A 25725-nucleotide genomic window follows, 5' to 3' on the forward strand; every position below is an offset into this window, starting at 1 on the left:
GTACGATGAGCGACGTGATCGCAGAGCAGCGCACGCGGACGAACTGGGCGGGCAACGTCACCTACCGGGCGTCCGGTCTGGCGCGGCCGACGTCGGTGGCCGCGTTGCAGGAACTGGTCGCGTCGACCCCGCGCCTGACGGCGCTCGGCTCACGGCACTCCTTCAACACGATCGCCGACACCGACGCCGTGCAGGTGTCGTTGCAGGACCTGCCACCGGTGCTCGACATCGACACGTCGCGTCGTGTGGTCCGCGTGGCCGCCGGCATGACGCACAGTCAGGTCGCGGCCGGTCTGGAGGCCCGTGGCTGGGCACTCGGGAACCTCGCGTCCCTGCCGCACATCTCCACGGCCGGGGCCGTCGCCACGGGCACGCACGGCTCCGGCGTCCGCAACCCGTCGCTCGCGCAGGCGGTGGTCGGGCTCGACGTCGTCCGCGCCTCCGGCGCGATCGAGCACGTCGATGCGTCCTCGCCGGACGGGGCCCTCGACGCCCACCGGGTGGCCATCGGCGCGCTCGGGGTCGTCACCACGGTGGAGCTCGCGATCGAGCCGACGTTCGAGGTCGCCACGACGGTGCACCTCGACCTGCCGTGGGACGCGGTGTCCGCCCACTTCGACCAGGTCATGTCCGACGCCTACTCGGTGTCGATGTTCACCTCGTTCGACGACCGCGGTGCCCGGCAGGTCTGGGTGAAGCACCGCGTGGACGACCCCTCGCCCACCGTCGACCTCGTCGGCCTCGGAGCGCGGCCAGCCACCGGCCCCGTGCACCCGGGGGAGAACGACCCCGCCGGCGTCACCGAGCAGGGCGGCGTCCCCGGGCCGTGGGCCGAGCGGCTGCCGCACTTCCGGTCCTCGTTCACGCCGTCGACCGGTGCCGAGATCCAGGCCGAGTACTTGATCCCGGCAGCGTCGGCAGTGTCCGCGCTCGAGGCCCTCCGTCCGCTCGAGTCGGTGTTCGCGCCGATCCTCATCGCCGCCGAGATCCGCACGATCGCACCCGACACCGCCTGGCTCGCGCCGTCGTCCGGTCGTCAGTCGGTCGGCATCCACTTCACCTTCCGCCGGGACGCCGCTGCCGTGGCGGCCGCGGTGACGCGGATCGAGGAAGCGCTCGCGCCCTTCGACCCGCGGCCGCACTGGGGCAAGGTGTCCGGCGTGAGCGTCGAGCGGCTGCACGAGGCGTACCCGCGGCTGTCGGACTTCGCCGCGGTCGCCCGCGACGTCGACCCCACGGGCCGGTTCCGCAACGCGTACCTGGCGCGCGTCCTGTCCTGACGGGGCGTGCCGCGTGGCACCACGACTGGGGCGTGCGCGTGACGACACCGGTTCCGTAGCCTCCTCGGAGGCAACGGAGGGGAGCACAGTGACGCTGCCGATCGCCGGGTGGTACCCGGACCCGCAAGACTCGAACCGCACACGGTGGTGGGACGGAGCACGTTGGGGAGCGCTCGCACCCCAACCTGCTGTAGCTGTCCCCGCGCCACAGTGGGAGCCGGCACCGCGTCCGCCCGCGCCGTCGGAGTACCGCGCGGCCGTCACCGAGCAACCGCTCCGAGGGCGGAAGGCCCGGATCGCCAAGGACCGGGCGACCCGTGCAGCGAATCCGTTCGGGTACGCCGGGCTGGTCCTCGCGCTGCTCGGGTTCATCGTCAACGTGTTCGCGATCCCCGGGATCCTGGGGATCGTCTTCGGCGCGATCGGTCTGGCACGCGCCGGGCAGCTCACCGGGCAACGGATCACCGGGTTCGGAGTATCACTCGCAGCGGTCATCCTCGGGTTGGCGGCGTCGGCTGCCTTCGTCGTGCGAGCGGCACAGCTGCTCGCGTGACGACAGGTGTCCCGCACCGTTGAGCGCGATGCGGGACACCCGGGTCCTCAGTCCCTGCGGGACAGGTCGATCAGGAGCCTGACCACGGTCACGAGCAAGCTCGCGATCCCCAGCCAGGGCACCCGACGCCTGGACCGATCATCGGTGTCGTTCGACATCGGTGACCTCCTGGTGTCGTCGCCGGCTGACACGAGGAGCTTCGACCAAGGGATGCGTCGCCGAGCGTGCTCGGCTACCATCGGTTCCGAGCGTTGGACTCGGGATGGTTGGTTCATCCCTTGGCTTTCCACTCGGAAGGCAAATCGAAGCCCGGAACTGTTGTCGCAGTCCCGGGCTTCGTGCTTTCGCCCGGATCGCGCTCCGGCGGTGGCGCGACCGGGTCAAGCCTACGACGAACTGTCCGGTGACATTCCGGTCGTTGCTCACAGCGGTTTCCCGCCGGATGTGCGGGCGACCCGCCGGTTCGTCGCTGGGAGCGCACATGTGCATCCACAAAGGTCGGGGGATGGCGAACTTCAACCGCATCCTCGGCATGGCCTCGAAGGTCATCGACAAGCAGCTCCAGAAGCGTGGGCAGGGGGACGGTGCGCCCGGCAACGGAGCGCAGCGCGCTGGCGGGACCGACTGGCGTGACGTCGTCCGCGGTGCAGCGGACCGGCTGACGGGCGACGACCGGGGCCAGCAGCAGCAGCAGCAGCGGCCGCAGCAGCAGTACGGCCAGCCGGAGCAGCGGCAGTACGGCCAGCAGCAGTACGGGCAGGCGCCCCAGCAGCAGTACGGCCAGCAGCAGTACGGGCAGCCGCAGCAGCACGGCCCGGCCGACTCGGACAAGGTCGCCCTGGCGAAGTACGACTACCTGCTCCGCACCTCGTCACCGGACCAGCTCGAGCAGGTCCACCACGACGCCTTCGCCCGCCTCACCCCCGCGCAGCGGCAGCAGGTGCGCAACCGCCTGAACTCCGAACTCCCGCCGCACGAGCACCTGCGCGACGACTCGGCGGGCGGCATGGCGCGCGCGATGACCCGCGGCGAGGTCCGCCGTCCGGGCCTGATCCGCCGCGTCCTCGGCGGCTCGAGCAACGGCAACGGCAACGGCCGCGGGCGTGGTGGCGCCTTCGCCGGCGGTGCCGCGGTCGGCGCCGGCGCGATGGCGCTCGGCGGCATCGGTGTCGCGGTCGCCGGGGGAGCGGTGCTGAGCGCCGCCGCCGGGCCCGTGCTGGCCGAGGCCGCGAACCTCGGCGTCGACTTCGACGGCATCGCCTCCGGCATCGGCGACCTCGGACTGGCCGACCTCGGGGTCGACCTCGGCGGCGGCTTCGAGGGGATCGCGGGCGAGGGTGAGCAGCTCCTCGGCGGCCTCGGTGAGCAGGCGTCGGGCCTCGGCGAGCAGGCCTCGAACCTGGGCAACGACTTCCTCGGGGGCCTGTTCGACCGCTGACCCACGCCCCTCGGGTGGACTCGGTGCAGATCCATCGGGAATAGACGAACGTCGCGCGGCACTTGGATTGTTTCGTCGTGCGACGTCTGTCGCACGTGTGATTCGGACGGGCGACCGCCGCGGTGTCAGGATGGACGCCGCCCGGCGACCCGGTCCGTGCAACCACAGCGGCTGCAGCACGGTCGCCACCACCCTTCCCACGAGGAGCACCACCGTCATGAGACGCCCGAACCGCCTGACGATCACCGCGGCCGTCGCCGCAGCAGCAGCCCTGGTCCTGACCGGCTGCTCGGGTGGGAGCTCGTCCGACGACGGTGACGGCACGGCCAAGGGCGGCACGCTCAACATCCTGACGACGGCCACCGCGGTGCACCTCGACCCGGCGACGAGCCAGAACCTGAACATCACCACCTTGGGTCTGGTGCTCCGCCGGCTGACGGCGTGGGACGTCGAGCCCGGCAAGGCCGCCAAGGTGGTGCCGGACCTGGCGACGAACACCGGCGACTCGAGCGACGGCGGCAAGACCTGGACGTACCACCTGAAGGACGGGCTGAAGTTCCAGGACGGCACGCCGATCACCACGAAGGACATCAAGTGGGGCATCGAGCGCTCGTTCGCGCCGACCCTGACCGGTGGCCTGAGCTACCACAAGTCGCTCCTGGTCGGTGGCGAGGACTACAAGGGCCCGTTCGACGGCAAGACCCTCGACAGTATCGAGACGCCTGACGACTCGACCATCGTCTTCAAGCTCAACGCCGCGTACGGCGACTGGCCGTGGCTCGTGTCGATGCCGGCGTTCGCTCCGGTTCCCGACGGCGACGGCACGGACACGGGTGCGTACGACAGCAAGCCGGTCGCGTCCGGGCCGTACCAGGTGCAGTCGAACACCCAGGGCTCGCAGATCACCCTCGTCCGGAACAAGGAGTGGAGCGCGAAGACCGACGACGTCCGCACCGCCGGCCCGTCGAAGGTCGTGTTCAAGGAGAGCCAGGATCCGTCGACCGTCACGCAGACGCTGATCGCCGACAACGGTGACGCGAAGGACTCCTTCGGCGCGAGCTACCTCGGCGCAGCCGAGCTGAACCAGGTGCGGAGCAACCCCGCCGCCCAGGACCGCCTCGCCACGTCGAAGGCCGGCCCGATCAACTACATGGCGATCAACACCCAGAAGGGATCGCTCAAGGACCTCAAGGTCCGTCAGGCCCTGCAGTACGCCGTCGACAAGAAGTCGTACCGGATCGCTGCGGGCGGCGCGCTCGCCGGTTCGTACGCCACGACCCTCATCACCCCGGGCATCGCGGGCCGCGAGGACTACGACCTGTACAAGCCCGGCGCGAACGGAGACGTCGCGAAGGCGAAGCAGCTCCTCAAGGACGCGGGCGTGTCCGACCTCAAGCTGACCCTGGCGACCCAGAACGACCCGACCTACCTCGCCCAGGCGCAGGCGCTGCAGTCCGGCCTCAAGCGCGCCGGCATCACCGTCACGCTGAAGCCGCTGGACGCGGACTCGTTCTACACGGCGACGACCGACGGCACCGACTTCGACCTGGCGCTGTTCAGCTGGCAGCCGGACTTCCCGAGCGCGAACGCCAACATCCAGCCGCTCTACGACTCGTCGCAGATCGGTGGCGGCGGCTACAACGTCTCGAAGTACAGCAACCCCGACGTGGACGCCCTGATCAAGAAGGCCAGCGCCACCGTCGACCAGCAGGACGCGCAGAAGCTGTGGGTCGAAGCGGACAAGAAGATCATGGCCGACGCGCCGATCGTCCCGCTGACCTACGCGAAGCAGTCGTTCCTGGCCGGTTCGAACGTGCAGAACTTCCAGATCGCGGACTTCCCGGCGTACCCGAACTACCTCAAGGTCTCGCTCGCGAAGTGAGTTCGCCGCTGCTCGAGGTCGAGGGGCTCCGCGTCGCGTTCGGCGACGCGGAGCCCGTCGTCCGTGACGTCTCCTTCACCCTGACCCCCGGTCGTGTGCTCGCCCTCGTGGGGGAGTCCGGCTCCGGCAAGTCCGTCAGCGCCATGAGCGTGCTCGGCCTGCTCCCGCCCGAGGCGCAGGTCTCCGGCAGTGTCCGGTTCCGCGGCGAGGAGCTCGTCGGCGCCTCCGACGACACGCTCCGTGCCGTCCGCGGCGCCGGCATCGGCGTCGTCTTCCAGGAACCGATGAACTCGTTCACGCCGGTGCTGTCCATCGGCACGCAGGTCGCCGAGGCGATCCGGGCGCACCCGACGGACCTCGACCGTGCGGCGGTGTCCGCGCGCGTCGACGAGCTGCTGCGTGCCGCAGGCCTCACCGACCCCGAGCGGATCCGCAAGGCGTACCCGCACGAACTTTCCGGCGGACAGTTGCAGCGCGCCATGATCGCGATGGCCCTGGCCGGGGACCCGGTCGCACTGATCGCCGACGAGCCGACGACCGCCCTGGACGTCACGGTGCAGGCCGGGATCCTCGACCTGCTCCGCCGACTCGGTCGCGAGCGCTCCTTGGCCGTCCTGCTCATCACGCACGACATGGGTGTGGTGGCGGACGTCGCGGACGAGCTCCTGGTGATGCGCCGCGGCGACCCCGTCGAGCACGGGACGGTTGCGGAGGTCTTCGCACACCCGTCCGCCGACTACACGCGCGAGCTCCTCGCCGCGGTCCCATCCCTGGAGGGCCGTGGCGGCCCCGCCGACGCTGCTGCGGATGTCGAAGGGGACCCGTCCACTGCCCGGGCCGACGTGGCGGAGGCGAGCCGTTCCTCCCCCCACCGGCACGGCCGGCCCGCCGCTGGCGCGTCGGTCCGGAACCGGCGGCGTGGGCCCAGTCCGCTGGTCGCGCAGCTGCGCGACGTCGCCGTGCGGTACTCGCGCCGCGGCGGACCGACCGTGTCGGGCATCGACCTGGACCTGCGGGCCGGCGAGACCGTCGGGCTGGTCGGGGAGTCCGGGTCCGGCAAGTCGACCATCGGCCGCGCGCTGGCGGGGCTGGTGCCCGTCGTCGAGGGCTCGGTCGAGGTCGACGGCAGCGACCTGCGGACCGCCAGGGGCCGACGGCTCCGCGAGCTCCGCAGCCGCGTCGGCATCGTCTTCCAGGATCCGGCGTCGTCGCTCAACCCGCGGCAGACCATCGGCTGGAGCATCGCCGAGCCGTTGCTCGTGCACGGGACGGCCTCGGCGGCCGATCGTGCGGAACGCGTCCGTGAACTGCTGACCGCCGTGCAGCTCGACCCGTCGTGGGCCGAGCGGTTCCCGCACCAGCTCTCCGGCGGGCAGCGCCAGCGCGTCGCCGTCGCGCGGGCCTTGGCGCTCCGTCCGGCGCTCGTCATCGCCGACGAGCCCACCTCGGCACTCGATGTGACCGTGCAGGCGGCCGTGCTCGACCTGCTCGCGCAGCTGCAGGACGAGTTCGGGTTCGGCATGCTCCTCATCAGCCACGACCTCGCGGTCGTCCGGCAGCTCGCTGACGAGGTCGTCGTCCTGCACGACGGTCGCGTGGTCGAGCGGGGGACCACGGACGCCGTGCTCGACGACCCGCAGCAGGACTACACGCGCATGCTGCTCGCAGCGGCGCCCGTCGCCGATCCCGTGCGACAGGCGGCCCGCCGCGAAGCCTGGCGCGCCTGGGAAGGAGTGCCCTCGTGACCGCCAACGTCGTCGAGCGCCCCGTGGCCTCGTCCGGACGCACCACCGGCTTCCGCGCCGTGGTGCGCCGCATCCGGCAGGACCGCTGGGCCGTGACCTCGGCGGTCGTCATCGTCGTGTTCCTCGCGGTCGCCGTCGCGGCGCCGCTCATCAGTGCCGTCACCGGGCAGGACCCCTACGGGTACGACATCGACGCGCTCAACTCGTTCGGGGCGCCGAAGGGCTTCGGCGGGGGGATCAGCGCCGAGCACTGGTTCGGCGTCGAGCCGCTGACCGGTCGCGACCTGTTCGCGATCGTGACGTACGGTGCCCGGACGTCGCTCGGCATCGGGCTCGCCGCGACCTTCCTGTCGATCGTCATCGGGGTGCTCGTCGGCGTCACCACCGGCTTCTTCGGCGGCTGGTACGACCGCGTGCTCTCCCGCGTGGTCGACGTGATCTTCGGCTTCCCGTCGCTCGTCTTCATGATCGCCCTGACCGCGATCGTGCCGACGTCGTTCCCGAAGCCCGTCCTGGTCGTGCTCGTCATCGGGTTCTTCGGCTGGCCGTCCGTCGCCCGCGTGGTCCGCGGCCAGACACTGTCGCTCGTCAGTCGGAACTACGTCGTCGCCTCCACGGCGATGGGCGCCGGCCGGTGGCACGTCATCCGCACCCAGCTGCTGCCGAACCTCGCGGCGACGATCACCGTCTACGCGACGATCTCGATCCCGTCGATGATCGGCGCCGAGGCCGCGCTGTCGTTCCTGGCGGTCGGCGTGACCCCGCCGACGCCGTCGTGGGGCCGCAGCATCGGCGACGCCGTCGGCTGGGTGCAGACCGACCCGATGTACCTCGTGTTCCCCGGAGTGGCACTGTTCCTCATCACCCTCGCGTTCAACGTGCTCGGCGACGCGCTGCGTGACGCCCTCGACCCGAGAGGAGCACGCCGGTGAGCACGTTCCGCTTCATCGCGATCCGCGTCCTCGGTGCAGCCGTCGTGCTGCTCGTCGTCGCCGCGATCACCTACGCACTGTTCATGCTGCTGCCGACGAACCCCGCGAGGGCGATCTGCGACAAGCCCTGCACGCCGGACCGGCTGCGCGAGGTGCAGGCGTTCCTGGGGACGGACAAGCCCTGGCCGGCGCAGTTCGGCGCCTACCTGGCGGGGATCTTCACCGGCCGCACGTTCGGCAGCGGCGCGTCCGTGATCACCTGCGCCGCACCGTGCTTCGGGTACTCGTTCCAGCTGCACGAGAGCGTCACCGAACTGATCCTGTCCCGCCTGCCCGTCACCGCGTCGATCGCCGTCGGTGCCGCCGTGCTCTGGCTCGTCGCCGGGGTGTTCGGTGGCACGGTCTCAGCGCTCCGCCGTGGCACCTTCGTCGACCGGGCCGTGATGACCGTCGCCGTCGCCGGGGTCTCGTCGCCCGCGTACCTGATCGGGTTGCTCGGCATCCTGCTGTTCGGGTTCGTGCTCGGCATCCTGCCGACGAGCGGGTACGTCGCGTTCACCGACGACCCGGTCGGCTGGTTCACCCACCTGATCCTGCCGTGGTGCGTGCTCGCGTTCATCAGCGCCGCGATCTACGCCCGACTGACCCGTGGCGAGATGCTCGAGTCGATGTCGCAGGACTTCGTGCGGACCGCTCGGGCCAAGGGCCTGCGCGAGCGACAGGTGGTCGTGCGGCACGGACTGCGCACCGCGATCCTGCCGGTGGTGACGCTGTTCGGGCTCGACCTCGGGTCGCTGCTCGGCGGTGCGGTCATCACCGAGAAGGTGTTCTCGATGCAGGGCCTCGGCGCGCTGCTCATCGACGCCGTGCACACCCTCGACCTGCAGGTCGTCGTCGGCTTCACGTTGTTCTCGGCGCTGCTGATCGTCACGGCGAACGTGATCGTCGACGTGGTCTACGCGTTCGTCGACCCGCGGGTGCGGCGCCGGGCGTAGCTCAGGCGGCGTCCCACCAGCGCAGCACGCGGGTGCCGTGGAGCGTGAGCCACTTCGACGGCTCGCCCTCGGGGACGTCGACCTCGAACCACTGCCGACCCGGCGGCCGCGTTCCCTCGGTCCACGTCCCGTCGTCGTTCCTGGCGGCACGGACGACCTCGATCGCCTCGGCCGCCCGGGCGTCCGGCGCGGTGCCGTCCTGCAGCGCAGCAACCCGCAGGTGGTCGGTGACCCGCAGCGCCGAGTAGATCCACCGCAGCGGGTACGCGAAACGGGTCGCCCACGGTCCGACGAGCTCGCCGTCGTGCTTCCGGAACAGCAGCCGTCGTTCGAGCAGGTACTCGGTGCCGCGGAGTCGAGCCGCTCGGAGTTCCGCCGCGCGGGGGTGGGTGCCGTCGGTCAGCTGCTCGTGCTGCAGGAGCCCCTCGATCACGTTGAGGGTCGAGTGGAACGACGACACGGTCGACCCCTCGATCCACTCGCAGTTCCAGCCGCCGTCGTCGAGCTGGTGGTCGAGGAACCAGTCCGCCAGCTGCCCGACGTCGGCACCGAGCCAGGCGCCGTTCGCCAGGGTGAAGGCGTTGATGCAGCAGTCGACCTCGCCGCTCCAGTAGGGCAGGTCCTCGTACTCCCAGCGGCTGTTCGTCGCGAGCCGGGCGGCCGTGTCCCCGAGGACCGCGGAGTCGAGCCCCCAGTCGCGCAGGGCGTTCAGCGACCAGGTCGTCGCCGTGTAGGGCTGCCCGGGCTCGCCCGCCTCGGGACCGTCGAAGTCGAAGTCCGCCGGGAAGTACGCGCCGCCGGCCCACTGCCCGTCGGGGTCCTGGTGCGCGAGCATCGCCGCCCCGAGGCCCTCGGTCGCGACCCGTGCCCGGGTCTGCTGCCACACGGACGGCGGCGCACCGACCAGGTCCCGTTCGACCTGCCACCGGACCGCCGGGTCCGAGTCGAGCAGCCACTCGACCACCGCGTCGTCGCTCATGGCGCGGAGGCTACGCCGTGCGGCGCACGCGCGGTGGATCAGAAGTAGGTGATGCCGTGCGGGGTCCGAGGGGGCAGGAGCATCGCGCGCAGCAGCTCGATCGACGCGGTGTCCGCAGCGCGGACCAGGCCGGCGGCCGCCAGGGTGACGGGCGAGACCGACCCGATGAGCAGGGCACCGAGCTCTGCCACGTCGAGCTGGACGTCGGAACCGGCCGCGTCGGCGTCGTCGGCGATGCGGGTGACGCTGCCACGGGCCTCCTGGACGTCCAGCCGGTACGTGCCGGTCGTGTGGCCGAGCGCATCGGTGACCGCGAGTGTCAGCGAGCCGTCGACGGCGAACGGCCGCGACTCGAGCACCGCGGCCACGTCGAGGACGCGCAGCCAGACGTGGTCCTCTTCGTGATCGACGTCGTACGCACGGTTGTCACCGAGGGCCGCGACGATCGGGTCGTCGAGCCGCGAGCGGTTGTACTTCACGACGTCGTTCAGGTCGATCGACAGCAGGAACTCCCACAGCGCCGTGTACGCCTGGTCGTTCGCGTAGACCAGGTCGACGATCTCGAGTGCGGTGTCGGAACCCCGGTCCTCCTTGACACGCCAGGTGACGTAGCCGTCGACCTCGTCGGAGCCGTCGGAGCCGTCGGCGCGGTACACCGCCGCACGGACGTCCTTCGCCTTCTGCCCGTCGTTGCCGAGCAGTCCGAAGACGACCGGCCAGGTGCCCGCGTTGCGGACCATCGAGCCGGGCGTGCGGGTGTGGAAGCGCTCGAAGACCGCCTTGCCGGGGCCGTCGGCGAGCCACTGCGGCGTGACGACGGACACCGAGCCCGACGTCGGGGCGAGGAGGGGGAGTGCGCGTTCGCGACGCACGCGCACCGCGCGCTCGCGGATCGCGCTGCCGAAGCCGAAGCGGCGGTAGATCGTGCCCTCGGACGCGGTCAGGGACGCCACGGCGTAGCCCTCGGCGACACCGCGCTCGAGCGCGTGCGTCATCATGCGGCGCAGGATGCCGCGGCGACGCTCGGTGGGCCGGACCGTGACCGCGGAGATGGCCTGCGTGTCGACGGACGACCCGTCGCCCCAGCTCAGCGCCTTGCGGAACCACGTGAAGGTGCCGGCGGGCCAGGTCTCGTCGACGGAACCGGGGAAGGGCTTCCGGACGTAGACGCCCAGGAAGGTCTCCTCGTCGGCGATGAAGTGGGACGCCATACGGGCTGCACCTTCGGCGTCCGGATCGGCTTCGTGGAACCCGAGGCCGACGGCCTGCATCCACGATCCGGTCTCGGCGTTCGGTGCCCCCTCGTCATCCGTCCCGGGCGCGAACTCGCGCAGCTCGTAGCGGTCGTCGAATGCCTCGTTGCTCACGCTCACGACCCTATCGGGACCGGGTGACGTCACGGCAAGGTGCGACGGGCCTCCTGCACGACGACCTCGTCGAGGTCCGCCAGCGACCGCATCTGCCGCAGCGGGCGGGCCATCCGGTGATTGTCACGGAGTGCCGGCTCGGTGCGCGCGAGGAACGCCCAGTACCCGGCCGTGAACGGGCACGCGTCGTCGCCGACCCGCTTCGTCGGGTCGAAGCGGCAGCCCCCGCAGTGGTCCGACATCCGGTCGATGTAGCGACCGCCCGACGTGTACGGCTTCGTGGCGACCATCCCGCCGTCGGCGTGCTGGGACATGCCGATGATGTTCGCCGGCATCACCCAGTCGGTGCCGTCGACGAACACGTCGGTGAACCACTCGGTCAGGTGCACCGGGTCGTAGCCGCGCTGCAGTGCCCAGTTGCCGAGCACCATGAGGCGCTGGATGTGGTGCAGCCAGCCGTGGTCGTGCAGGCCCTCGATCGCGGTCCGCACGCAGACGGCGTCGATCTCCGACGCGTCGAGCTCGCGCCACCAGTCGGGCAGGCGTCCGTGCGCGCCGAGGGCGTTCTCCGAAGCGCCGTAGTCGTCGCCGAACCACCAGTAGAGGTGCCAGACGTAGTCGCGCCACCCAGCGACCTGGCGGACGAAGCCCTCGACGCTGGCGAGCGGGGCGGCCTCGGTGCGGTGTGCTTCGAGGGCGGCGTCGATCGCCTGCCGCGGATCGAGCACCCCGAGGTTCATCGGCACGCTGAGGAGCGAGTGCGCCATCGTCCAGTCGTTCGTCAACGTGGCGTCCTCGAACGGCCCGAAGTCGCCGAGGCGCACCGCGACGAAGTCGTCGAGCGCACGCTGGGCCTCGTCCGCCGTCACCGCGAACCGACGGGTGTCGTCGCGGCCGACGAACCGGGCGGTGCCGTCCCGCTCCCACCGGTCCAGGTCGTGCCGCACCTGGTCGTCGATGTCGTCCTCGTCCGGCCACCAGGGCTCGGGCAGCCCGAGGGTCGTGGCGCCCTTCGGCGGCGGCTGGCGGTTCTGGTCGTCGAGGCTGAACTTCCCGCCGATCGGCTTGCCGTCGCGCAGCAGCCAGCCCTCGCGGCGCCGGACACGCTCGTAGTGGTCCTCCATGCGGAACCGACCCGTGCCCTGGGCCGCCCACTCCGCGAACTCGTCCTCGTCGGTGACGAAACCGCGGCTCGGCAGGATCACGGTGTCCCGGCCCCAGTGCCGGACCTGCGCGCGGAGGGTGCGGGACGGCGGGTCGATCACCTCGAGGTCGTCGCGGCCCGTCAGCGCTTCGCGGAGGGTGTCGACCTGGACGTGCTCGGCACGGTCACCGAGTTCGCGGACGCGGTGGCGCAAGGCGCTCAGCCAGAGGTGGGCCTTCGCCCGGTGGACGGGGCGGGCGGTGAAGAACTCGCGTGCCTCGACGACGAGGGCCGGGCCGCCGTCGTCGAACAGGGGCCCGTACTGGCCGGGGAGGACCAGGCGACGACGTTCGGAGGGCATGGGTGGACCGTACCCAGCGAGTGGGGTGGAGCTGTCAGTCAGGGGCGTTCGTCGACGAGGGCGATGAACCGGCTGCCGATGCCCTCGACCTCACGTCGGGTGAGCCCCGCAGTCGGTTCCGGCGCCTGGTACGGCTCGTGGTAGTCGCACATCAGGTAGTCCCACTCCGGCCACCACTTCTTCGGCCGCGCTTCTTCGGCGAACGCGCAGACGACGCACTCGAGGCGGACCCAGACCTTCTTGGCACCCGTGCGGTTCGCTCGGGACTGCACGAGCCACGCGGGCGGATCCTGTTCGATCGCGTCGAGTTCGGCTTCGCTGAGACGCGAGGGGATTCCGTGGTGGGTCGCCATCTCGAGGGTGATGTCGAGTCGAACGGCGGCGTCGCGTCGGGAGAGCATCCGACCAGATTAGGTTCTGTCGGGGCTCAGTGCCGTCGGCGATGGGGACGAGCCCGGTCGCGCGACAGTTCCGCTCTGCGGCATCTGCCACAAGCGGAGCCCGATGTGCGGGTGTGAGCTCGTAGACTCCTCGTGATGGCTGGGATCACCGTGGCGTCGCGGACTCGGCGAGGGCGCCGTACAGGCCGTGGCATTGCGGCGGACAGCACGCGGTGGGACGTGCAGGGGCTCCGCGCGTTCGCGGTCCTCGCCGTGCTGCTGTACCACCTGTGGCCGACGAGGCTTCCCGGCGGTTTCATCGGTGTCGATGTCTTCTTCGTGATCTCGGGCTTCCTGATCACCGGGCACCTGCTCCGCGAGGTCTCCGCGACCGGCCGGATCGCTCTCGCCGGGTTCTGGGCTCGTCGTGCGAAACGACTGCTCCCCGGCGCCTTCCTCACGCTCGTCGCCACTGGGGTCGCGGTCCTCCTCTGGGTGCCGAGCGCGCTCTGGGGGCAGTACGGCCGGGAGCTCATCGCCTCGGCCGTCTACGTCCAGAACTGGCAGCTCGCGGCCGATTCGGTGGACTACCTCGCCGAGGGCAACGGCGCGTCCCCGTTCCAGCATTTCTGGTCACTGTCGGTCGAGGAGCAGTTCTACATCGCGCTGCCCCTGCTGCTGCTCGGGGTCCTGTGGTTCGCGCACCGCGCACGCCGAGCACAAGCCGACCCGGTCGTCGTGACCCGCGTCGTGCTCGGCGTCGTCGTGGTGCTCTCGCTGACGTGGAGCATCGTGCAGACCGGGACCGCGTCCGGGATTGCCTACTTCTCGACGGCGACGCGAGCGTGGGAGTTCGCACTCGGCGGACTCGTTGCGACGATTCCCCTGGGCGTGCCGCGGTCGAGTGGGACGCGGACGACCCGGGCGATCGTTGCCTGGGTCGGTGCCGGCGGGCTGGTCGTCTCGCTGTTCGCCATCACCGCTGCGACGCCGTTCCCGGGCATCGCGGCGGTGCTGCCGGTCGTGTCCGCGACGCTGGTCGTGCTTCTCGGTTCGCATTCGGGACTCGAGTTGGTCGGTCATGTCGCCCCTGTCCGTTTCACCGGTCGGATCTCGTACGCCGTCTACCTCTGGCACTGGCCCGCGATCGTCCTCCTGCCGATCGTCACGCGCCACGAAGCGACCACGCTGGACAAGGTCGTGATCGTCGTCGGTGCGCTGACCCTCGGCGCGGCCACCACCCTGCTCGTCGAGGAGCCGCTCCGGTTCTCCGCGCGCGTCCGGCGCCTCCGACCCCGCCGGGTTGCGGTCTACGGGGTGCTGAGCACCCTGGTCGTGGTGGCGCTGGGCGCGACCTCGCTCACGGCCCTCCACGTCCAGCAGGTCCGGACGGCGCTGCTGGCGGAGCGCCTCGGCTCCGGCAACGTCGCGTGCTTCGGAGCCGCGGCGGAGATCGCTTCGGCCGACCCGTGCGTGAACCCAGCCCTCGCCGACGTCCGCGTGCCGTCCGCAGCGAACGCGGTCGCCGACGACGCCAACCGATCAGCCTGCTGGTCGAACGACTCGAGCACGTTCCGAGTGTGTTCCCTCGGTCCGACCACCGGGTACTCGAAGCACCTCATCGCGATCGGTGACTCGCACAACAACGTGCTGGTGGACGCCTACGCGCGGATCGCGGAGCAGCGCAACTGGCGCATCGACGTCGCCGGTCACCAGAGCTGCTACCTGACGACTGCCGAGCAGCAGGCGGGGTCCAGACGCCAGGCCAACGCGTGCACCGGCTGGAAGCAGAACGCCATGGACCACCTCCGGTCACACCCCGACCTGGACGGCGTGATCGTGACGCACTCGAGCGGTAACGGCCCGGTCGTGGTGCCGGAGGGGGGCACGGACGAGCAGACGGTCGTCGACGGACTCGTCACAGGATGGAGCGCCGCCGCCGAGGCCGGTATCCCGATCATCGCGCTCCGCGACAACCCTGCAGCACGCCCCGACGTCGTTGCGTGCGTCGGTCAGATGTCGGGACCGACCACCCCAGCCTGCGACTCTTCGCGTGTCGACGCCCTCGCACGGTTCGACGGATCCGCGGAGGCCGTCGACCGCGTGCACGGCGCTGCCCGTCTCGTCGACCTCACGGACTCGTACTGCACCGACACGGTCTGCCCCGCCGTGATCGGTGGCGTACTCGTCTACCGCGACCAGACACACCTGACGAACACGTTCGCGACGACACTCGCGCCGTACCTCGGCGACGAGATCGACGCCGCGTTGGCGGCGATGCGATCTTGATCGGAACCGCCGGCGGAGGAAGCCCCCGTTCTTGCCGACGGCTTGCCCCTGAGCGTCAACGGTGCTTCGCAATGGTTGCAGCCGCGATCGGTCGCACTTACGCTTCCCGCATGTGGTGGTGGATCGGAACCGGCGTGGTCCTGGCTGTGCTCCTCGTGCTGTGGTTCGTCATGCACCGGTACACCAACTTCGGCTCTCGGGCGGCGAGGTACGAGGGGACCGACCCCGAAGTCGCTGAAGCCCTTCGGCAGGCTGAGTCCGACATCGCGCGGGGGCGCATGTACTTCTGAGGCTCTCGCAGGCGAGCGAGCGAAGTGAAGGAGGACGTCCCCGGCTACAAGGGGCGTCAGGCCCCGGGGCTCGTGTAGTGCCGGGACTGCCGCATGAAGAACCACCATCCGAATGCGAGCATCAGCGGCCCGGCCATGGGTGCGATGTCAGCGAGCCACGTCGGGACCAGCAGCTCGTCGGTCTTGCCGAGCACGACGGTCGCAGGCAGGTACGCGATGAACGCCAGCGGCAGCGCGAACGTCAGCGCGAAGACGCCCGCGGGACCGAACACGGGAAGCGGGTAGGCCCCGAAGTCGGTGAGCGTGTTGTCGACGCTGACCTTGAGGTCACGGGTGGATCCCAGCCGGAACGACAGCCCTGCGAGACCGATCTGCAGCCCGGCCTCGAGCAGACCGCCACCGATCGCGGCCGCCACGGTGAGTGCGACCAGCCAGGGCGTCCAGTCGATCGGCGCGAGCGTGATGGCGGCCACGAGGATCCCGAGCCCGAGCACCAGGTCGCCGAGGGTGCCCAGGTTGAACCACCTGGTCAGCAGCTGGATCAGCGGTGGTACGGGGCGGAGCAGGAAACGGTCGTACTCGCCCTCGCGGATCACCATGTCGGTCGCCAGGTGCTGTCCGAAGAACACCGTCCCGACGCCGTGTGCAGTGAGCCGCAGCCCGTACAGGAAAGCGATCTGCGCCGTCGACCAGCCGGCGATGACGCCGAACCGGTCGAGCAGGACGCCGATGAACAGCAGCTGCGTCCCTTGCAGGGCCGCACTGCCCGCCATCATCAGGATCAGGTTGCCCTTGTAGATGAGGGACTGCCGGAACGCCGCGGCGAGCAGGATCCGCCACTGGCGGAACCAACCGGGAGGCTCGGTGGCGGTCCCCGGGGCGACCGTGCGTCCGATGTCAGCCACCGTTGATCACCGTCCTCCGCAGGGCGCGCAACCACACCAGGTGGGCGGCGAACGCGAGCGCGACGATCCAACCGGCCTGCAGGGCGAGCTCACCGAGGACGTTCCAGCCCGGCGTCCGGTCGAACCAGATCGAGAGCGGGGTGAAGATCTGCGCACTGAACGGCAGCACACGGAGCACCGCGGCGAGGCCGTCCGGCATGAACCACAGCGGGATGAGCGAACCTGAGCAGAACGCCGCCGCCATGCTGTAGATCATGTAGGCGCCGCCGACGTCGGTGGTCCAGAACGCGGTCAGCCCGACGATGAGGTTGCACTGGATCGCGATGACCAGACCGAGGACGGCGCTGAGCACGAACACGAGGGTCTGCCACCAGCTGCTCGGAGCGGGAACCGCTCCGAGCAGCAGCGCCAGGGCGAGCCCGACGATCGCCTTCGGCACGTTGGCGAGGGAGCTGCCGAGCTGCGCGGCGACGGTCTGCGTGATCAGCCCGACCGGCCGCATGATGTCGAACACCACATTGCCGTCGCGCACCCGTCGGTTCAGCGACGAGAACTGCCACGGCTGGAACACGACGGCGAACAGCGCGCCGAGGACCGCGTACCCGACGGCGTCGGCACGGTCGACGCCGCTCACCGAGGTGCGGTCGCCGTAGACCGCGTTCCACACGAGCATCACGAGGACGACCCGCATCACCGTGCTCACCGTGCCGACGAGGACATCGGCGCGGAAGACAAGGACGGAGCGCAGCCCTTGCCCGACCAACGCGAGGCGGACCGCGAGCGGGCCGGCGGGCCGGTCGCGGGCCTCCAGGACGTCAGCCGACACGGCGCACCGAGCGTGCCGTGTAGATCTCGGTGATCACGTCCTCGAGTTCCGGCTCGTGGACCGTGAGGTCCGCGATCGGCAGCGCGGCCGTGGTCCGGGCGATCGCGGTCGAGGTGGACACCTCGGTCGGGTCGTACCGGAGGTCGAGGAGGTGCGCATCACCGTGCTCGTGCGTCCCTGCTCGCTCGACGCCCTCGACCCACCAATCGCGCGGCTCCGGCCCGGACAGTTCGACGCGCAGGGTTCGGTGTGGCAGGTACGCCCGGCGGAGCGCGTCGATGTCGCCGTCGAACAGGATCCGACCGTCGTCGATGATCACCACACGACGGCACAACTGCTCCACGTCACCGATGTCGTGGGTGGTCAGCATGACCGTCGTGCCAGCGGTGCGGTTGCGCTCCCGGACGAATTCGCGGATGCGTGCCTTGGCGACCACGTCGAGCCCGACGGTCGGCTCGTCGAGGTACAGCACCGGCGGCTCGTGCAGCATCGCCGCGACGAGGTCCCCACGCATCCGCTGTCCGAGGGAGAGCGTCCGGACCGGCCGGTCGATGAAGGACCCGAGGTCGAGCAGGTCCACGAACTCGTCGAGCGTGCGTCTGTACGCCGACGGGGCGACGCCGTAGAGCTTCGCGAGGACGTCGAACGAGTCTCGGAGCGGCAGGTCGAACCACAACTGCGTGCGTTGCCCGAACACCGCACCGATGGTGCGTGCGTTCGCCGAACGGTCCTTCCACGGCACGACACCGTTCACTCGGACCTCGCCACTCGTGGGGACGAGCACACCTGTCAGCATCTTGATCGTCGTCGACTTCCCGGCGCCGTTCGGGCCGAGGTAGCCCACGATCTCGCCCGGCTCGATCGACAGCGAGACGCCGTCAACGGCCCGGTTCGTGATCGTCTTCGTGGTGAACAGGTTCCGCACACCCGAGAACGCACCCTGCACCCGGACGGGGCGTGAGAACTCCTTGACCAGACTGTCGGCGACGATGAGCGACATTCGTCCAACGTATCGAAGAAAGCCCCCAGCGGCGAGGAACCGACATCGCCCGACGCCGCTGTGAGAGCATCGCCGGATGCACGACGATGTTGCGAACGACGTGCGGAGCGAACCGTTCCGCGCCGGTGAATCCGTGGTCCTCCGCAGTCTGCACACGCTCGGTTCGCACGGTCGAGCCGTCGCCTTCGCCGTCGCGGGTCGAGTCCTCGTGGACGACGACGACGTCGCGGTGGTCGCGAGTCCGCTCGGGTCCGCGGTCCGTCGCCGGGCCGGTACCGGCAGCGGACCGAACGCGCGGCTCGTCCTCCCCTCGGACTGGGACGGCTCCTACGTCGAGGACAGCTGGTTCGGAGCGACCGTGGTCCGCGTGCACCCGAGGGGCGCAGCGTGGTCGGTGTGGCGCTGGCACGACGGGACGCAGTGGCTGCCGGACTGGTACGTCAACCTCGAGCTGCCATGGGTGCGTACCTCCGTCGGCTTCGACAGCCAGGACTGGACCCTCGACGTCATCGCGACCCGAGACGATGCGGGCCGCTGGTCGATTCGGAACAAGGACGAAGACGAACTCGCGTTCTACACGGACGAGGGCCTGGTCACGGAAGCGGACCGCGCGATGATCGAACGCACCGGCGAGGATGCCACCGCGGCCGTGCACGCGGGTTCGTTCCCGTTCGAGACCGACTGGTCGCGGTGGGTGCCGGACCCGAACTGGTCTGCCCCGCAGGTGCACGCAGGGTGGGATGCCGTCCGCTAGCTCCGCTCAGTGCGTCTGCGCCGCGAGGTCGGCGTAGGCGGCGGCGTACCAGCTGACGGTCGAGTCGCCCGACGTGGGCCCGATGGTGATCGAGTCGGCCGAGGTCACGACGTAGAGGTCTTCGTCGTGGCCGCACTGGACCGAGCGCGCCGCGAGCTCCCTGCCGGTGTCAGCGCCGTCGGCGATGCGACCGCCCCAGACGGCCATGCGGACGGTTCCGTGTCCCTGGCAGGCGACGGACACGCGGACGTGTGCGCGCTCGCCGCCGTCTGCGACGCCCAGGGACAGCCGACTCGACGCGTCGTTGGTCCCGGCACCAGCGCCGAGTTCGCCGGGCTGGTCCGCCCACCGATCCTGGACGTTCTCCATCCAGGCGGAAGCGTCGTCAACCGGCGTCGCACGGCCGGAGCAGGCGGTGAGCGACACCACGATCACGAGCGTCAGCCCGATGATGCTGCTCCATCGGCCGTGGCGAAGGTGGTCGTGCAGAGACGAAGCAATCATGTCGATCACAGTGTCGTGCACGCCGGCCGCGCCCGCACCCTCCCGTTCTGGCGTCGTACGCTGGGCGAGTGGTGAGCACGATCGTCCTCGTGATGGCCGAGTACATGGTCGACGACTCCCCGCTCTGGTACCGCGGGTCGCGCGAGTGCATCGGGAGCGTTGATGCGGGAGCTCTCGGGCTGAGCAGGCCGCTGCGGGACGACCTCCGGGCGTGGAACGACGTTTTCGATTCCCGCGGGGAGCCCGACTTCGACTGGCCTTCCGGAGCGGTCCGTGACGCTCATCGCGTCCAAGCGTTCGTGCTCGCGAGTCGTGTGCAGCTCGAGCTCGGTGACGATGCTCATGTCTGGTGCGGAGCGGGCGCCGGCATCGACACGGTGGCCGAGGCGGGTACTGCCGTCGTGCTGCCGAGTGCACGGCCCGGAACCGATGTCGAGTTCTTGCGTGACGGGGAGCGGGACGTCCGGTCGGCACGCGCCGCGGGTGCTGGTGATGGCACCGCCAAGGCGATCGTGCACTGGCGTGCCCTCACCGAACGAGTCGGGACGCCGTTCGGTGATGCCGAGACCCGCGCCGTCGGGCTCCGGACGGCAGCGCGCATCCAAGCCGATGTCGGCGTTGGCGCCCAGGTGGTCTTCCTCAGCGGCGCATCGGTGGCGTATCGATCGGACGAGTTCGGCTGAGGCTGACACCCTCCAAGCACACGCTGTTCCGGACAGTCCCTACGGTGGTGGGATGCGTTCTCTCGCCAAGCTCGATGACTGGTCTCCGTCCGACGTCCATGCGGTCTTCGAGCTTGCTGACGCGTACCAGCACGGCCGGGGACCGGTGACGGCGGGGTCGGCAGCCATGTTCTTCCCGCCGACCAGTCTGCGAACCAGGGTGACGTTCGAGCAGGGTGCTTCGCTGATGGGGCTCGGTCCGATCGTGTTCCCGGACACGACGCTCGACAAGCCAGAGGCGCTGGCAGACGTCGCCCGGTACCTCGTCAACTGGGTCGACATCATCGTGGTGCGTCACCGTGACCTCGCCGTCATCGAGGGACTGGTTGCCGCGCATGCGCTGCCTGTCGTGAACGCCATGACCGACGAGAACCACCCGTGCGAGGTCCTCTCCGACCTCTACGCACTGCGGCAGCGTGGGGAGATCTCGTCGCTCCGCTTCCTCTTCGTCGGGGCGGACGGCAACATCGCCAGGGCATGGCAGGAAGCTGCTCGAGTCCTGCGACTCGACCTGGTCCAATGCTGCCCGGCCGGCCTCGCAACGCCGGGCGCTGCATGGACCGACGACCTCGAGACTGCCGTGCGGTCGGCGGACGTGATCCTGACGGACGGCCCCGGAGCGCACGCCGACGCCCTCGAGTCGTACCGGATCACCGCGGCGCTCCTCGACCTCGCGCCGACGGGAGCCCGCTTCGACCCGTGTCCGCCGTTCGTGCGTGGCCGTGAGGTCAGCGCCGATGCCGTGGAACACCCCGCGTTCGTCGGGCACGGGTTCAAGGCCGCACTGCTCCCGGTGCAGCAAGCAGTGATGGCGTTCTGCCTCGGTCTCGGACCGTCGGGCGGCTCCGCCAGCCGTCAGTAGTCGGGGTCCTGGCGATCCTGGTCCTGCCAGGGCAGCATCCGGCCGGCGACCAGCGACAGCACGCCCCCGAACATGAAGACGAGCAGCACCGCCCACCAGGGGTTGCGTCGTTCGCGCGGCTGCTGTCCGTCCATGCCGTCACGATAGCGGGTCAGTCGGTCGCACCCCGGGGCGGTTCGACGAGCAACCCGACGCGATCGGCGAGGTAGTCGGCGAGCGGGACGGCGGAGCCCCCGGCCGGTGACCAGCGGACGAGCGGCACGTCGTCCTCGACGAAGAGCACACCGGTCGCGTCGACGAGCGTTCCGTCCAACGCGATCGCCGTGGCGCCGTGGTTGACGGTGTCGCCGGCCGTGAAGTGTCCCTTCGCCGCAGCAGCGCGGTAGGCCCGACGGACCTCGGCCGAGACCGACTGGAACTGCGCCCGGCCCGGATCGGTGACCCGGGTGATCGCCCCGGTGGCCCAGACCCGACCGCCCGATTCGAGCGACGAGCCGATCAGCAGTGCACCGACGCGCCACACGCGACCGAGGAGCCGCATGGTCGCTTCGCGCCGGATGCCGAGCACCGCCTTCGGCTGCGCGTACTCGCCGAGCGCCTCGTCCGGCACCCCGGCGGCACGGAGCCGTCGTGCGGCGTCGTCGAGCAGTTCCCTCGCTCGCTGCACTCCGTCGGTCACGTCCACCGAGCCTAGACCGAGGCCTGCCCCGAGCCCCGGTGCGATGCCCTGCGGCGCCCGTGACCGGCCGTCGCACGTCGCCCGCGCCCGGACGCCCCACGTCGACGGCGAGCGGCCGTGACCGTGCCGATGGTGATCATCACGCCGCCGTACGCCAACAGGACCCCGGCGACGGTCGGGATGAGCCAGCTCCGCGACCCGTTGACGAGCTGGTTGACGACACCGATCTCGGGGACGCTGTACCAGACCACGCCCCGGATCTGTGCGGCGGTGACGGGGTGCGGGTCGGCCTTCGCGTTGTTGTCGCCCTTGAGGACGAACGTGCGCGCCCCGTTCGACGACGAGGACACCGAGGTCACGCGGTGGCTGATGACGGCCGGCTGGCCGGAGACGATCTGGTAGGTGACGACGTCGCCCACCTCGATGTCGTCGACGGCGGTCGGGCGGACGACGAGCAGGGTGCCGGGGGGCAGCGTCGGCTCCATCGACTGGGTCAGGACCGTCAGCGGCATCGACCCGGTGGCCTTGGGGACGACGATGAGCACGACGGCGAGGGCCGCGACGAGCAGGAGCAGTCCGGTGCTGAGACCGAGGACGACGGCGTGCACGACCGCACGCCCACCGGAGCGCTCTGCACGTTCGGGACGAGCCGCCGCGCGGGTCATGCGCCGCACCGGATCGCCGCGCCGTTGTTCTGCGTGAAGAGCGTGACCGGGCCGCTGCCGGCGACGGTCGAGGTCGGGTTGCCGGCGCTGTCGAGGACCTTGACCGTGACGGTGAGCGTGCCGGAGGTACCCGCGCTCGCCGGGATGTCGCTCGGGGCGATGGTGATGAACGCCGAGTAGTCCTGCGCCTTCTGTCCGACCGGCGTGGTCCCGACGTAGGCGGCGTACCAGGTCTCCTTGGGGCGGCCTGCGGCGTCCCAGGTGACGTCGACGTAGTTGCCGCTGTGGTCGTTGCAGGTCAGCGCTGCTTCCGCTGCCGAGGTGTTCAGGTAGAAGCCTCCCTGCACGACGCCCGAGGTCCAGCTGCCGCTCGCCACGGTGAGGTTCACGTTCACGTTGGCCGTGGCGGATGCCGGCGCCGAGGACTTGGGCGTGCTGCGGGTGCACCAGATGGCCGAGGCGCCGGCGGCGAGCTTGGACGTCATGCTCGGCAGTGACGCCCAGGTGCCGGTGACCGAGCCGCTGCCGACCGCGGTGTTCGTCGTGCACGCCGCGGTCGTGGCGACGGGCCACGCGACGACGGTGACCGCCTGCGCGAGCGCCGTCGAGCTGCCGGAGACGACGGACACGGTGGTCGTCGCGGTGCCGGCGATGGAGCCCGAGTTGGTGAGCGTGATCGGCTTCGTGACCGACGTCACCGTGGACGAGAAGGTGGTGGTCAGCGCGCTCGTGCCGGCGATCGAGGCGGAGACCTTGCCGATCGTGACGCTCGAGGCCGTGGTGCTGGACGCACTCCACAGTGCCCAGGCGGCGCTCGACCCACCGCCGACGAACACGGCGGTGAGCAGCACGGCGACGACGAGCCGGAGACGGCGGTTCATGCGGAGACCTGCGTTCCGGTGACGGTGAGGGTGAAGTCGGTGACGGCGCCGGACACGCTCTGCGGCGCGTCGGCGTCGAGGACCAGCTCGACACAGCCGACGGTGCTCGCACCGGGCTGGAGCGTGAACGAACCGCTACCGGTGTCGAAGGCGGCGAGACGGCCGCTCGCGCCGGACAGCCCGGTGGTGCAGGCCGCAGCCGATGACACGTTGGTCAGACGGAGCGTCAGCTCGCCGAGGACGGCCGCCGACGACGCGTTCGTCGCGTAGGCGACGTTCGTGGACGTCGTGGCGACGCGCATCGAGAGCGGGATCGAGCCGGTGTTCTTCACGGCGAAGGTGCCGGTGACCCCGGTACCCGGTCCGAGGACGGTGGTGTTCATCGTCGACAGGGTGCCGACGGTGATCGTCGCGGTCGCCGACTTCACGGTGGTGGCCGCGGTGCTGGCGGTGCCGTTCCAGAGGGCGTAGGTCCCGCCGACGCCGAGGAGCGCCGTGGCGACGGCGACGACCAGGGCAAGCGCGACGGGCGGGATCCACCGGTGGCGTCGTGCCGCGCGGTGGCGGCCCGTCGTCCTCGGTGTCCCGGTCATGTGCGTCCCCTGGTGCTCGTGAGCCTCTGCTGGTGCGGGCCACAAGGGCCCAGCACGGGCCACGACCGGCGGATCAGGGGCCGGTCGTGGCCCGCGTCAGTGCGATCGGTGGATCAGGAACCGATCGCGGTCTGGGTGAGCGTGAAGGCCAGGGCGCCGACGTTGATCGACCCGTTCTGCCCGGTCGTCGCCGAGGACGGCAGCGTGATCGTGAAGACGACCTTGACGGTCGAGGTCGACGCCGACGGCGAGACGACGAAGGTGTTCGCGTTCGACGTGGACTGCACGACGGTGGCGCTCGAGGACGTCACGGCGAGGGTCTTCTGCGTCGCGGCGAGGAGTGCGGAGTCACCGGTGATCGACTGGCTGGCGTAGGTCAGGTTCGCCTTGAGGTCCTGGCCGGTCGCACCGATGTTCAGCGTCTGCGTGAACTGGAACGTGTTGCCCGGCACCATCAGGGCGGTGGTGGGGTTGATCGCGGTCGAGCGGCCGTTCGTGATGTCCGTCCAGGCGCCGTCGTTGTTCGCGCTGAGGGTCAGCGTGCCGGAGCTCACCGAGGACGCGGCGCTGGAGGCACTGGCGTTCCAGAGGGCGAAGGTGCCTGCTCCACCGAGGAGGAGGGCGATGCCGGCTGCGCCGGCGATGGCGCCAGTGACGATCTTGTGCATGGTGGCGGGTCCGTTCTGTGCGTTCGGGGCGCACTGGATTCCACCGGCTCGTGATTCGGGTCGTCGTGCCGGTGGGACGGTGTCATCGACCTCGCGGGTGAGGGGTCGCGGCTGACCTTTGCCGAGAGCGGTCGCCGGGCTCCGGAGCGCAGATCTGCTGCTCGGGCGGGCTGGACTCGCTCTGATGACGACGGTACTCGTCCCCCAAAGTGCGGACAAGTAGGAACATGCTTTCGCATGGACCCAAAACGGGGGTGATTTTTGTCCACCCTGTGGAGGACATGTTTGTACCCCGATCACCACCGGAATGCCGGACATCCCCCGACCGTTGCACCGACCGGAAACGAGGAGGGCCCATGGGCATCGTGCGCTGGCTGTTCGATGCGCAGATCGTCATCGGCGACCAGACGGTGCTCTGGCGCGAGGTGATCGGCAACGTCTTCGGGCTGCTCAGTGCGCTCGGCGGGATGCGCCGCAAGGTCTGGGCCTGGCCCGTCGGGCTGGTCGGCAACGCGCTCCTGTTCACCGTCTTCATGGGCGCACTGTTCGACACCCCGAACCCCGTCAACCTGCTCGGCCAGGCCGGCCGCCAGGTGATGTTCATCATCGTGAGCATCTACGGCTGGTACCGCTGGACCCACCGCCCCGACGACACGTCCACCGTGATCGAACCGCACTGGGCATCGTGGCGGACCCGCGTCCTGCTGGTCGTCGGCATGGTCGGTGGGACCGCCCTGCTCACGCCGGTGTTCCGCGCCCTCGGGTCGTACGAGCCGGTGTGGAGTGACGCGTGGATCTTCGTCGGTTCGCTGCTCGCCACCTACGGCATGGCGAAGGGCTGGGTCGAGTTCTGGCTCATCTGGGTCGCGGTCGACCTGGTCGGTGTCCCGCTCCTGTTCTCGGCCGGGTACTACGCGTCGGGTCTCATGTACGTCTTCTACGGCGTCTTCACGCTGACCGGGTTCTTCGTCTGGGCGAAGCAGCGGGTGAAGCCCCCGGCAGCCCCCGTCACCGTCGGCTGACGAGTCGGC

At 70.4% G+C, this 25725-nt stretch carries 27 protein-coding genes; 13 read left to right on the top strand and 14 right to left on the bottom strand.

Annotation, left to right across the window (positions count from 1 at the left end):
* The first annotated feature begins 14 nt into the window (after positions 1 to 14).
* The 7 genes from HQQ88_RS08655 (at position 15) to HQQ88_RS08685 (ending at position 8825) form a co-directional block, all read left to right on the top strand.
* Positions 15 to 1280: a D-arabinono-1,4-lactone oxidase gene (locus HQQ88_RS08655; protein ID WP_311316828.1), complete on the top strand. Its 1266-nt coding sequence runs from the start codon at positions 15 to 17 to the stop codon at positions 1278 to 1280.
* Between the two features lie 88 nt (positions 1281 to 1368).
* A complete protein-coding gene (locus HQQ88_RS08660) occupies positions 1369 to 1833 on the top strand; it encodes a DUF2510 domain-containing protein (protein WP_123938488.1) in 465 nt (154 codons plus the stop codon).
* A 505-nt stretch (positions 1834 to 2338) separates the two neighbouring features.
* Positions 2339 to 3271, top strand: a complete 933-nt coding sequence (locus HQQ88_RS08665; protein ID WP_173169135.1) for a cation-transporting ATPase — start codon at positions 2339 to 2341, stop codon at positions 3269 to 3271.
* Positions 3272 to 3488: 217 nt separating this feature from the next.
* Complete coding sequence (locus HQQ88_RS08670; protein ID WP_165901369.1) at positions 3489 to 5153, top strand: ABC transporter substrate-binding protein; 1665 nt, start codon at positions 3489 to 3491, stop codon at positions 5151 to 5153.
* Positions 5150 to 6898, top strand: a complete 1749-nt coding sequence (locus HQQ88_RS08675) for an ABC transporter ATP-binding protein (protein ID WP_173169228.1) — start codon at positions 5150 to 5152, stop codon at positions 6896 to 6898. Before HQQ88_RS08670 ends, HQQ88_RS08675 begins: the two co-directional genes overlap by 4 nt.
* Positions 6895 to 7830: an ABC transporter permease gene (locus tag HQQ88_RS08680; RefSeq protein WP_132099964.1), complete on the top strand. Its 936-nt coding sequence runs from the start codon at positions 6895 to 6897 to the stop codon at positions 7828 to 7830. The genes HQQ88_RS08675 and HQQ88_RS08680 overlap by 4 nt, the downstream gene beginning before the upstream one ends.
* Positions 7827 to 8825, top strand: a complete 999-nt coding sequence (locus tag HQQ88_RS08685; protein ID WP_173169229.1) for an ABC transporter permease — start codon at positions 7827 to 7829, stop codon at positions 8823 to 8825. Before HQQ88_RS08680 ends, HQQ88_RS08685 begins: the two co-directional genes overlap by 4 nt.
* A gap of 1 nt (position 8826) precedes the next feature.
* Here HQQ88_RS08685 and HQQ88_RS08690 read toward each other — a convergent pair whose 3' ends face one another.
* Genes HQQ88_RS08690 through HQQ88_RS08705 form a run of 4 tightly spaced genes read right to left on the bottom strand, consistent with a single transcriptional unit; the run spans position 8827 to position 13077 of the window.
* Entirely contained in the window at positions 8827 to 9804 is a 978-nt protein-coding gene (locus HQQ88_RS08690; protein WP_173169230.1) for a squalene cyclase, read from the bottom strand.
* A gap of 38 nt (positions 9805 to 9842) precedes the next feature.
* Positions 9843 to 11171, bottom strand: coding sequence for a GNAT family N-acetyltransferase (locus HQQ88_RS08695; protein WP_173169231.1), 1329 nt, complete (start codon positions 11169 to 11171; stop codon positions 9843 to 9845).
* A 29-nt stretch (positions 11172 to 11200) separates the two neighbouring features.
* Entirely contained in the window at positions 11201 to 12676 is a 1476-nt protein-coding gene (locus tag HQQ88_RS08700; protein WP_173169232.1) for a cryptochrome/photolyase family protein, read from the bottom strand.
* Between the two features lie 38 nt (positions 12677 to 12714).
* Entirely contained in the window at positions 12715 to 13077 is a 363-nt protein-coding gene (locus HQQ88_RS08705; protein ID WP_123291944.1) for a hypothetical protein, read from the bottom strand.
* Positions 13078 to 13212: 135 nt separating this feature from the next.
* Between HQQ88_RS08705 and HQQ88_RS08710 the strand changes: the two genes are divergently transcribed.
* Both HQQ88_RS08710 and HQQ88_RS08715 read left to right on the top strand, forming a co-directional pair.
* The gene (locus HQQ88_RS08710) at positions 13213 to 15345 is read left to right on the top strand and encodes an acyltransferase family protein (protein ID WP_173169233.1); all 2133 of its coding nucleotides are present in this window, start codon (positions 13213 to 13215) and stop codon (positions 15343 to 15345) included.
* 110 nt (positions 15346 to 15455) lie between these two features.
* Complete coding sequence (locus HQQ88_RS08715; protein WP_123938496.1) at positions 15456 to 15635, top strand: hypothetical protein; 180 nt, start codon at positions 15456 to 15458, stop codon at positions 15633 to 15635.
* 56 nt (positions 15636 to 15691) lie between these two features.
* Here the strand turns inward: HQQ88_RS08715 and HQQ88_RS08720 are convergent, their stop codons facing one another.
* Genes HQQ88_RS08720 through HQQ88_RS08730 form a run of 3 tightly spaced genes read right to left on the bottom strand, consistent with a single transcriptional unit; the run spans position 15692 to position 18366 of the window.
* On the bottom strand, positions 15692 to 16540 hold the full coding sequence (locus HQQ88_RS08720) for an ABC transporter permease (RefSeq protein ID WP_123938497.1): 849 nt from the start codon (positions 16538 to 16540) through the stop codon (positions 15692 to 15694).
* Complete coding sequence (locus HQQ88_RS08725; protein ID WP_173169234.1) at positions 16533 to 17366, bottom strand: ABC-2 family transporter protein; 834 nt, start codon at positions 17364 to 17366, stop codon at positions 16533 to 16535. Before HQQ88_RS08725 ends, HQQ88_RS08720 begins: the two co-directional genes overlap by 8 nt.
* On the bottom strand, positions 17356 to 18366 hold the full coding sequence (locus HQQ88_RS08730; RefSeq protein WP_123938499.1) for an ATP-binding cassette domain-containing protein: 1011 nt from the start codon (positions 18364 to 18366) through the stop codon (positions 17356 to 17358). The genes HQQ88_RS08725 and HQQ88_RS08730 overlap by 11 nt, the downstream gene beginning before the upstream one ends.
* Before the next feature lie 76 nt (positions 18367 to 18442).
* Here HQQ88_RS08730 and HQQ88_RS08735 point away from each other — a divergent pair, with 76 nt between their 5' ends.
* A complete protein-coding gene (locus HQQ88_RS08735; protein ID WP_173169235.1) occupies positions 18443 to 19120 on the top strand; it encodes a DUF402 domain-containing protein in 678 nt (225 codons plus the stop codon).
* 6 nt (positions 19121 to 19126) lie between these two features.
* Here HQQ88_RS08735 and HQQ88_RS08740 read toward each other — a convergent pair whose 3' ends face one another.
* Entirely contained in the window at positions 19127 to 19624 is a 498-nt protein-coding gene (locus HQQ88_RS08740) for a hypothetical protein (protein WP_173169236.1), read from the bottom strand.
* A 71-nt stretch (positions 19625 to 19695) separates the two neighbouring features.
* Between HQQ88_RS08740 and HQQ88_RS08745 the strand changes: the two genes are divergently transcribed.
* Positions 19696 to 20307 carry a hypothetical protein gene (locus tag HQQ88_RS08745; protein WP_173169237.1) on the top strand — a complete coding sequence of 204 codons (612 nt, stop codon included), beginning with the start codon at positions 19696 to 19698 and terminating at the stop codon, positions 20305 to 20307.
* A gap of 52 nt (positions 20308 to 20359) precedes the next feature.
* The gene (locus HQQ88_RS08750) at positions 20360 to 21208 is read left to right on the top strand and encodes an ornithine carbamoyltransferase (protein ID WP_123291951.1); all 849 of its coding nucleotides are present in this window, start codon (positions 20360 to 20362) and stop codon (positions 21206 to 21208) included.
* Here the strand turns inward: HQQ88_RS08750 and HQQ88_RS08755 are convergent.
* The 6 genes from HQQ88_RS08755 to HQQ88_RS08780 all read right to left on the bottom strand — a co-directional run bounded on the left by HQQ88_RS08755 (position 21202) and on the right by HQQ88_RS08780 (position 24694).
* Positions 21202 to 21342: a hypothetical protein gene (locus HQQ88_RS08755; protein WP_165901085.1), complete on the bottom strand. Its 141-nt coding sequence runs from the start codon at positions 21340 to 21342 to the stop codon at positions 21202 to 21204. The two genes, HQQ88_RS08750 and HQQ88_RS08755, sit on opposite strands and share 7 nt — an antisense overlap.
* A 17-nt stretch (positions 21343 to 21359) precedes the next feature.
* Positions 21360 to 21887, bottom strand: a complete 528-nt coding sequence (locus HQQ88_RS08760) for a hypothetical protein (protein WP_173169238.1) — start codon at positions 21885 to 21887, stop codon at positions 21360 to 21362.
* An 11-nt stretch (positions 21888 to 21898) separates the two neighbouring features.
* Positions 21899 to 22552, bottom strand: coding sequence for a signal peptidase I (locus HQQ88_RS08765; protein WP_173169239.1), 654 nt, complete (start codon positions 22550 to 22552; stop codon positions 21899 to 21901).
* The gene (locus HQQ88_RS08770; protein WP_123938506.1) at positions 22549 to 23433 is read right to left on the bottom strand and encodes a hypothetical protein; all 885 of its coding nucleotides are present in this window, start codon (positions 23431 to 23433) and stop codon (positions 22549 to 22551) included. Before HQQ88_RS08770 ends, HQQ88_RS08765 begins: the two co-directional genes overlap by 4 nt.
* Positions 23430 to 24026: a TasA family protein gene (locus HQQ88_RS08775; RefSeq protein WP_173169240.1), complete on the bottom strand. Its 597-nt coding sequence runs from the start codon at positions 24024 to 24026 to the stop codon at positions 23430 to 23432. Before HQQ88_RS08775 ends, HQQ88_RS08770 begins: the two co-directional genes overlap by 4 nt.
* Before the next feature lie 113 nt (positions 24027 to 24139).
* Positions 24140 to 24694, bottom strand: coding sequence for an alternate-type signal peptide domain-containing protein (locus HQQ88_RS08780; protein WP_123291956.1), 555 nt, complete (start codon positions 24692 to 24694; stop codon positions 24140 to 24142).
* Between the two features lie 356 nt (positions 24695 to 25050).
* On the opposite strand from HQQ88_RS08780, the gene pnuC reads away from it, so the two are divergent.
* Complete coding sequence (gene pnuC, locus HQQ88_RS08785; protein WP_123291957.1) at positions 25051 to 25716, top strand: nicotinamide riboside transporter PnuC; 666 nt, start codon at positions 25051 to 25053, stop codon at positions 25714 to 25716.
* The last annotated feature ends 9 nt before the right edge of the window (positions 25717 to 25725 follow it).

Origin of the sequence: Curtobacterium sp. VKM Ac-2861, assembly GCF_013204965.1 — a bacterium.
Classification (GTDB): Bacteria; Actinomycetota; Actinomycetes; order Actinomycetales; family Microbacteriaceae; genus Curtobacterium.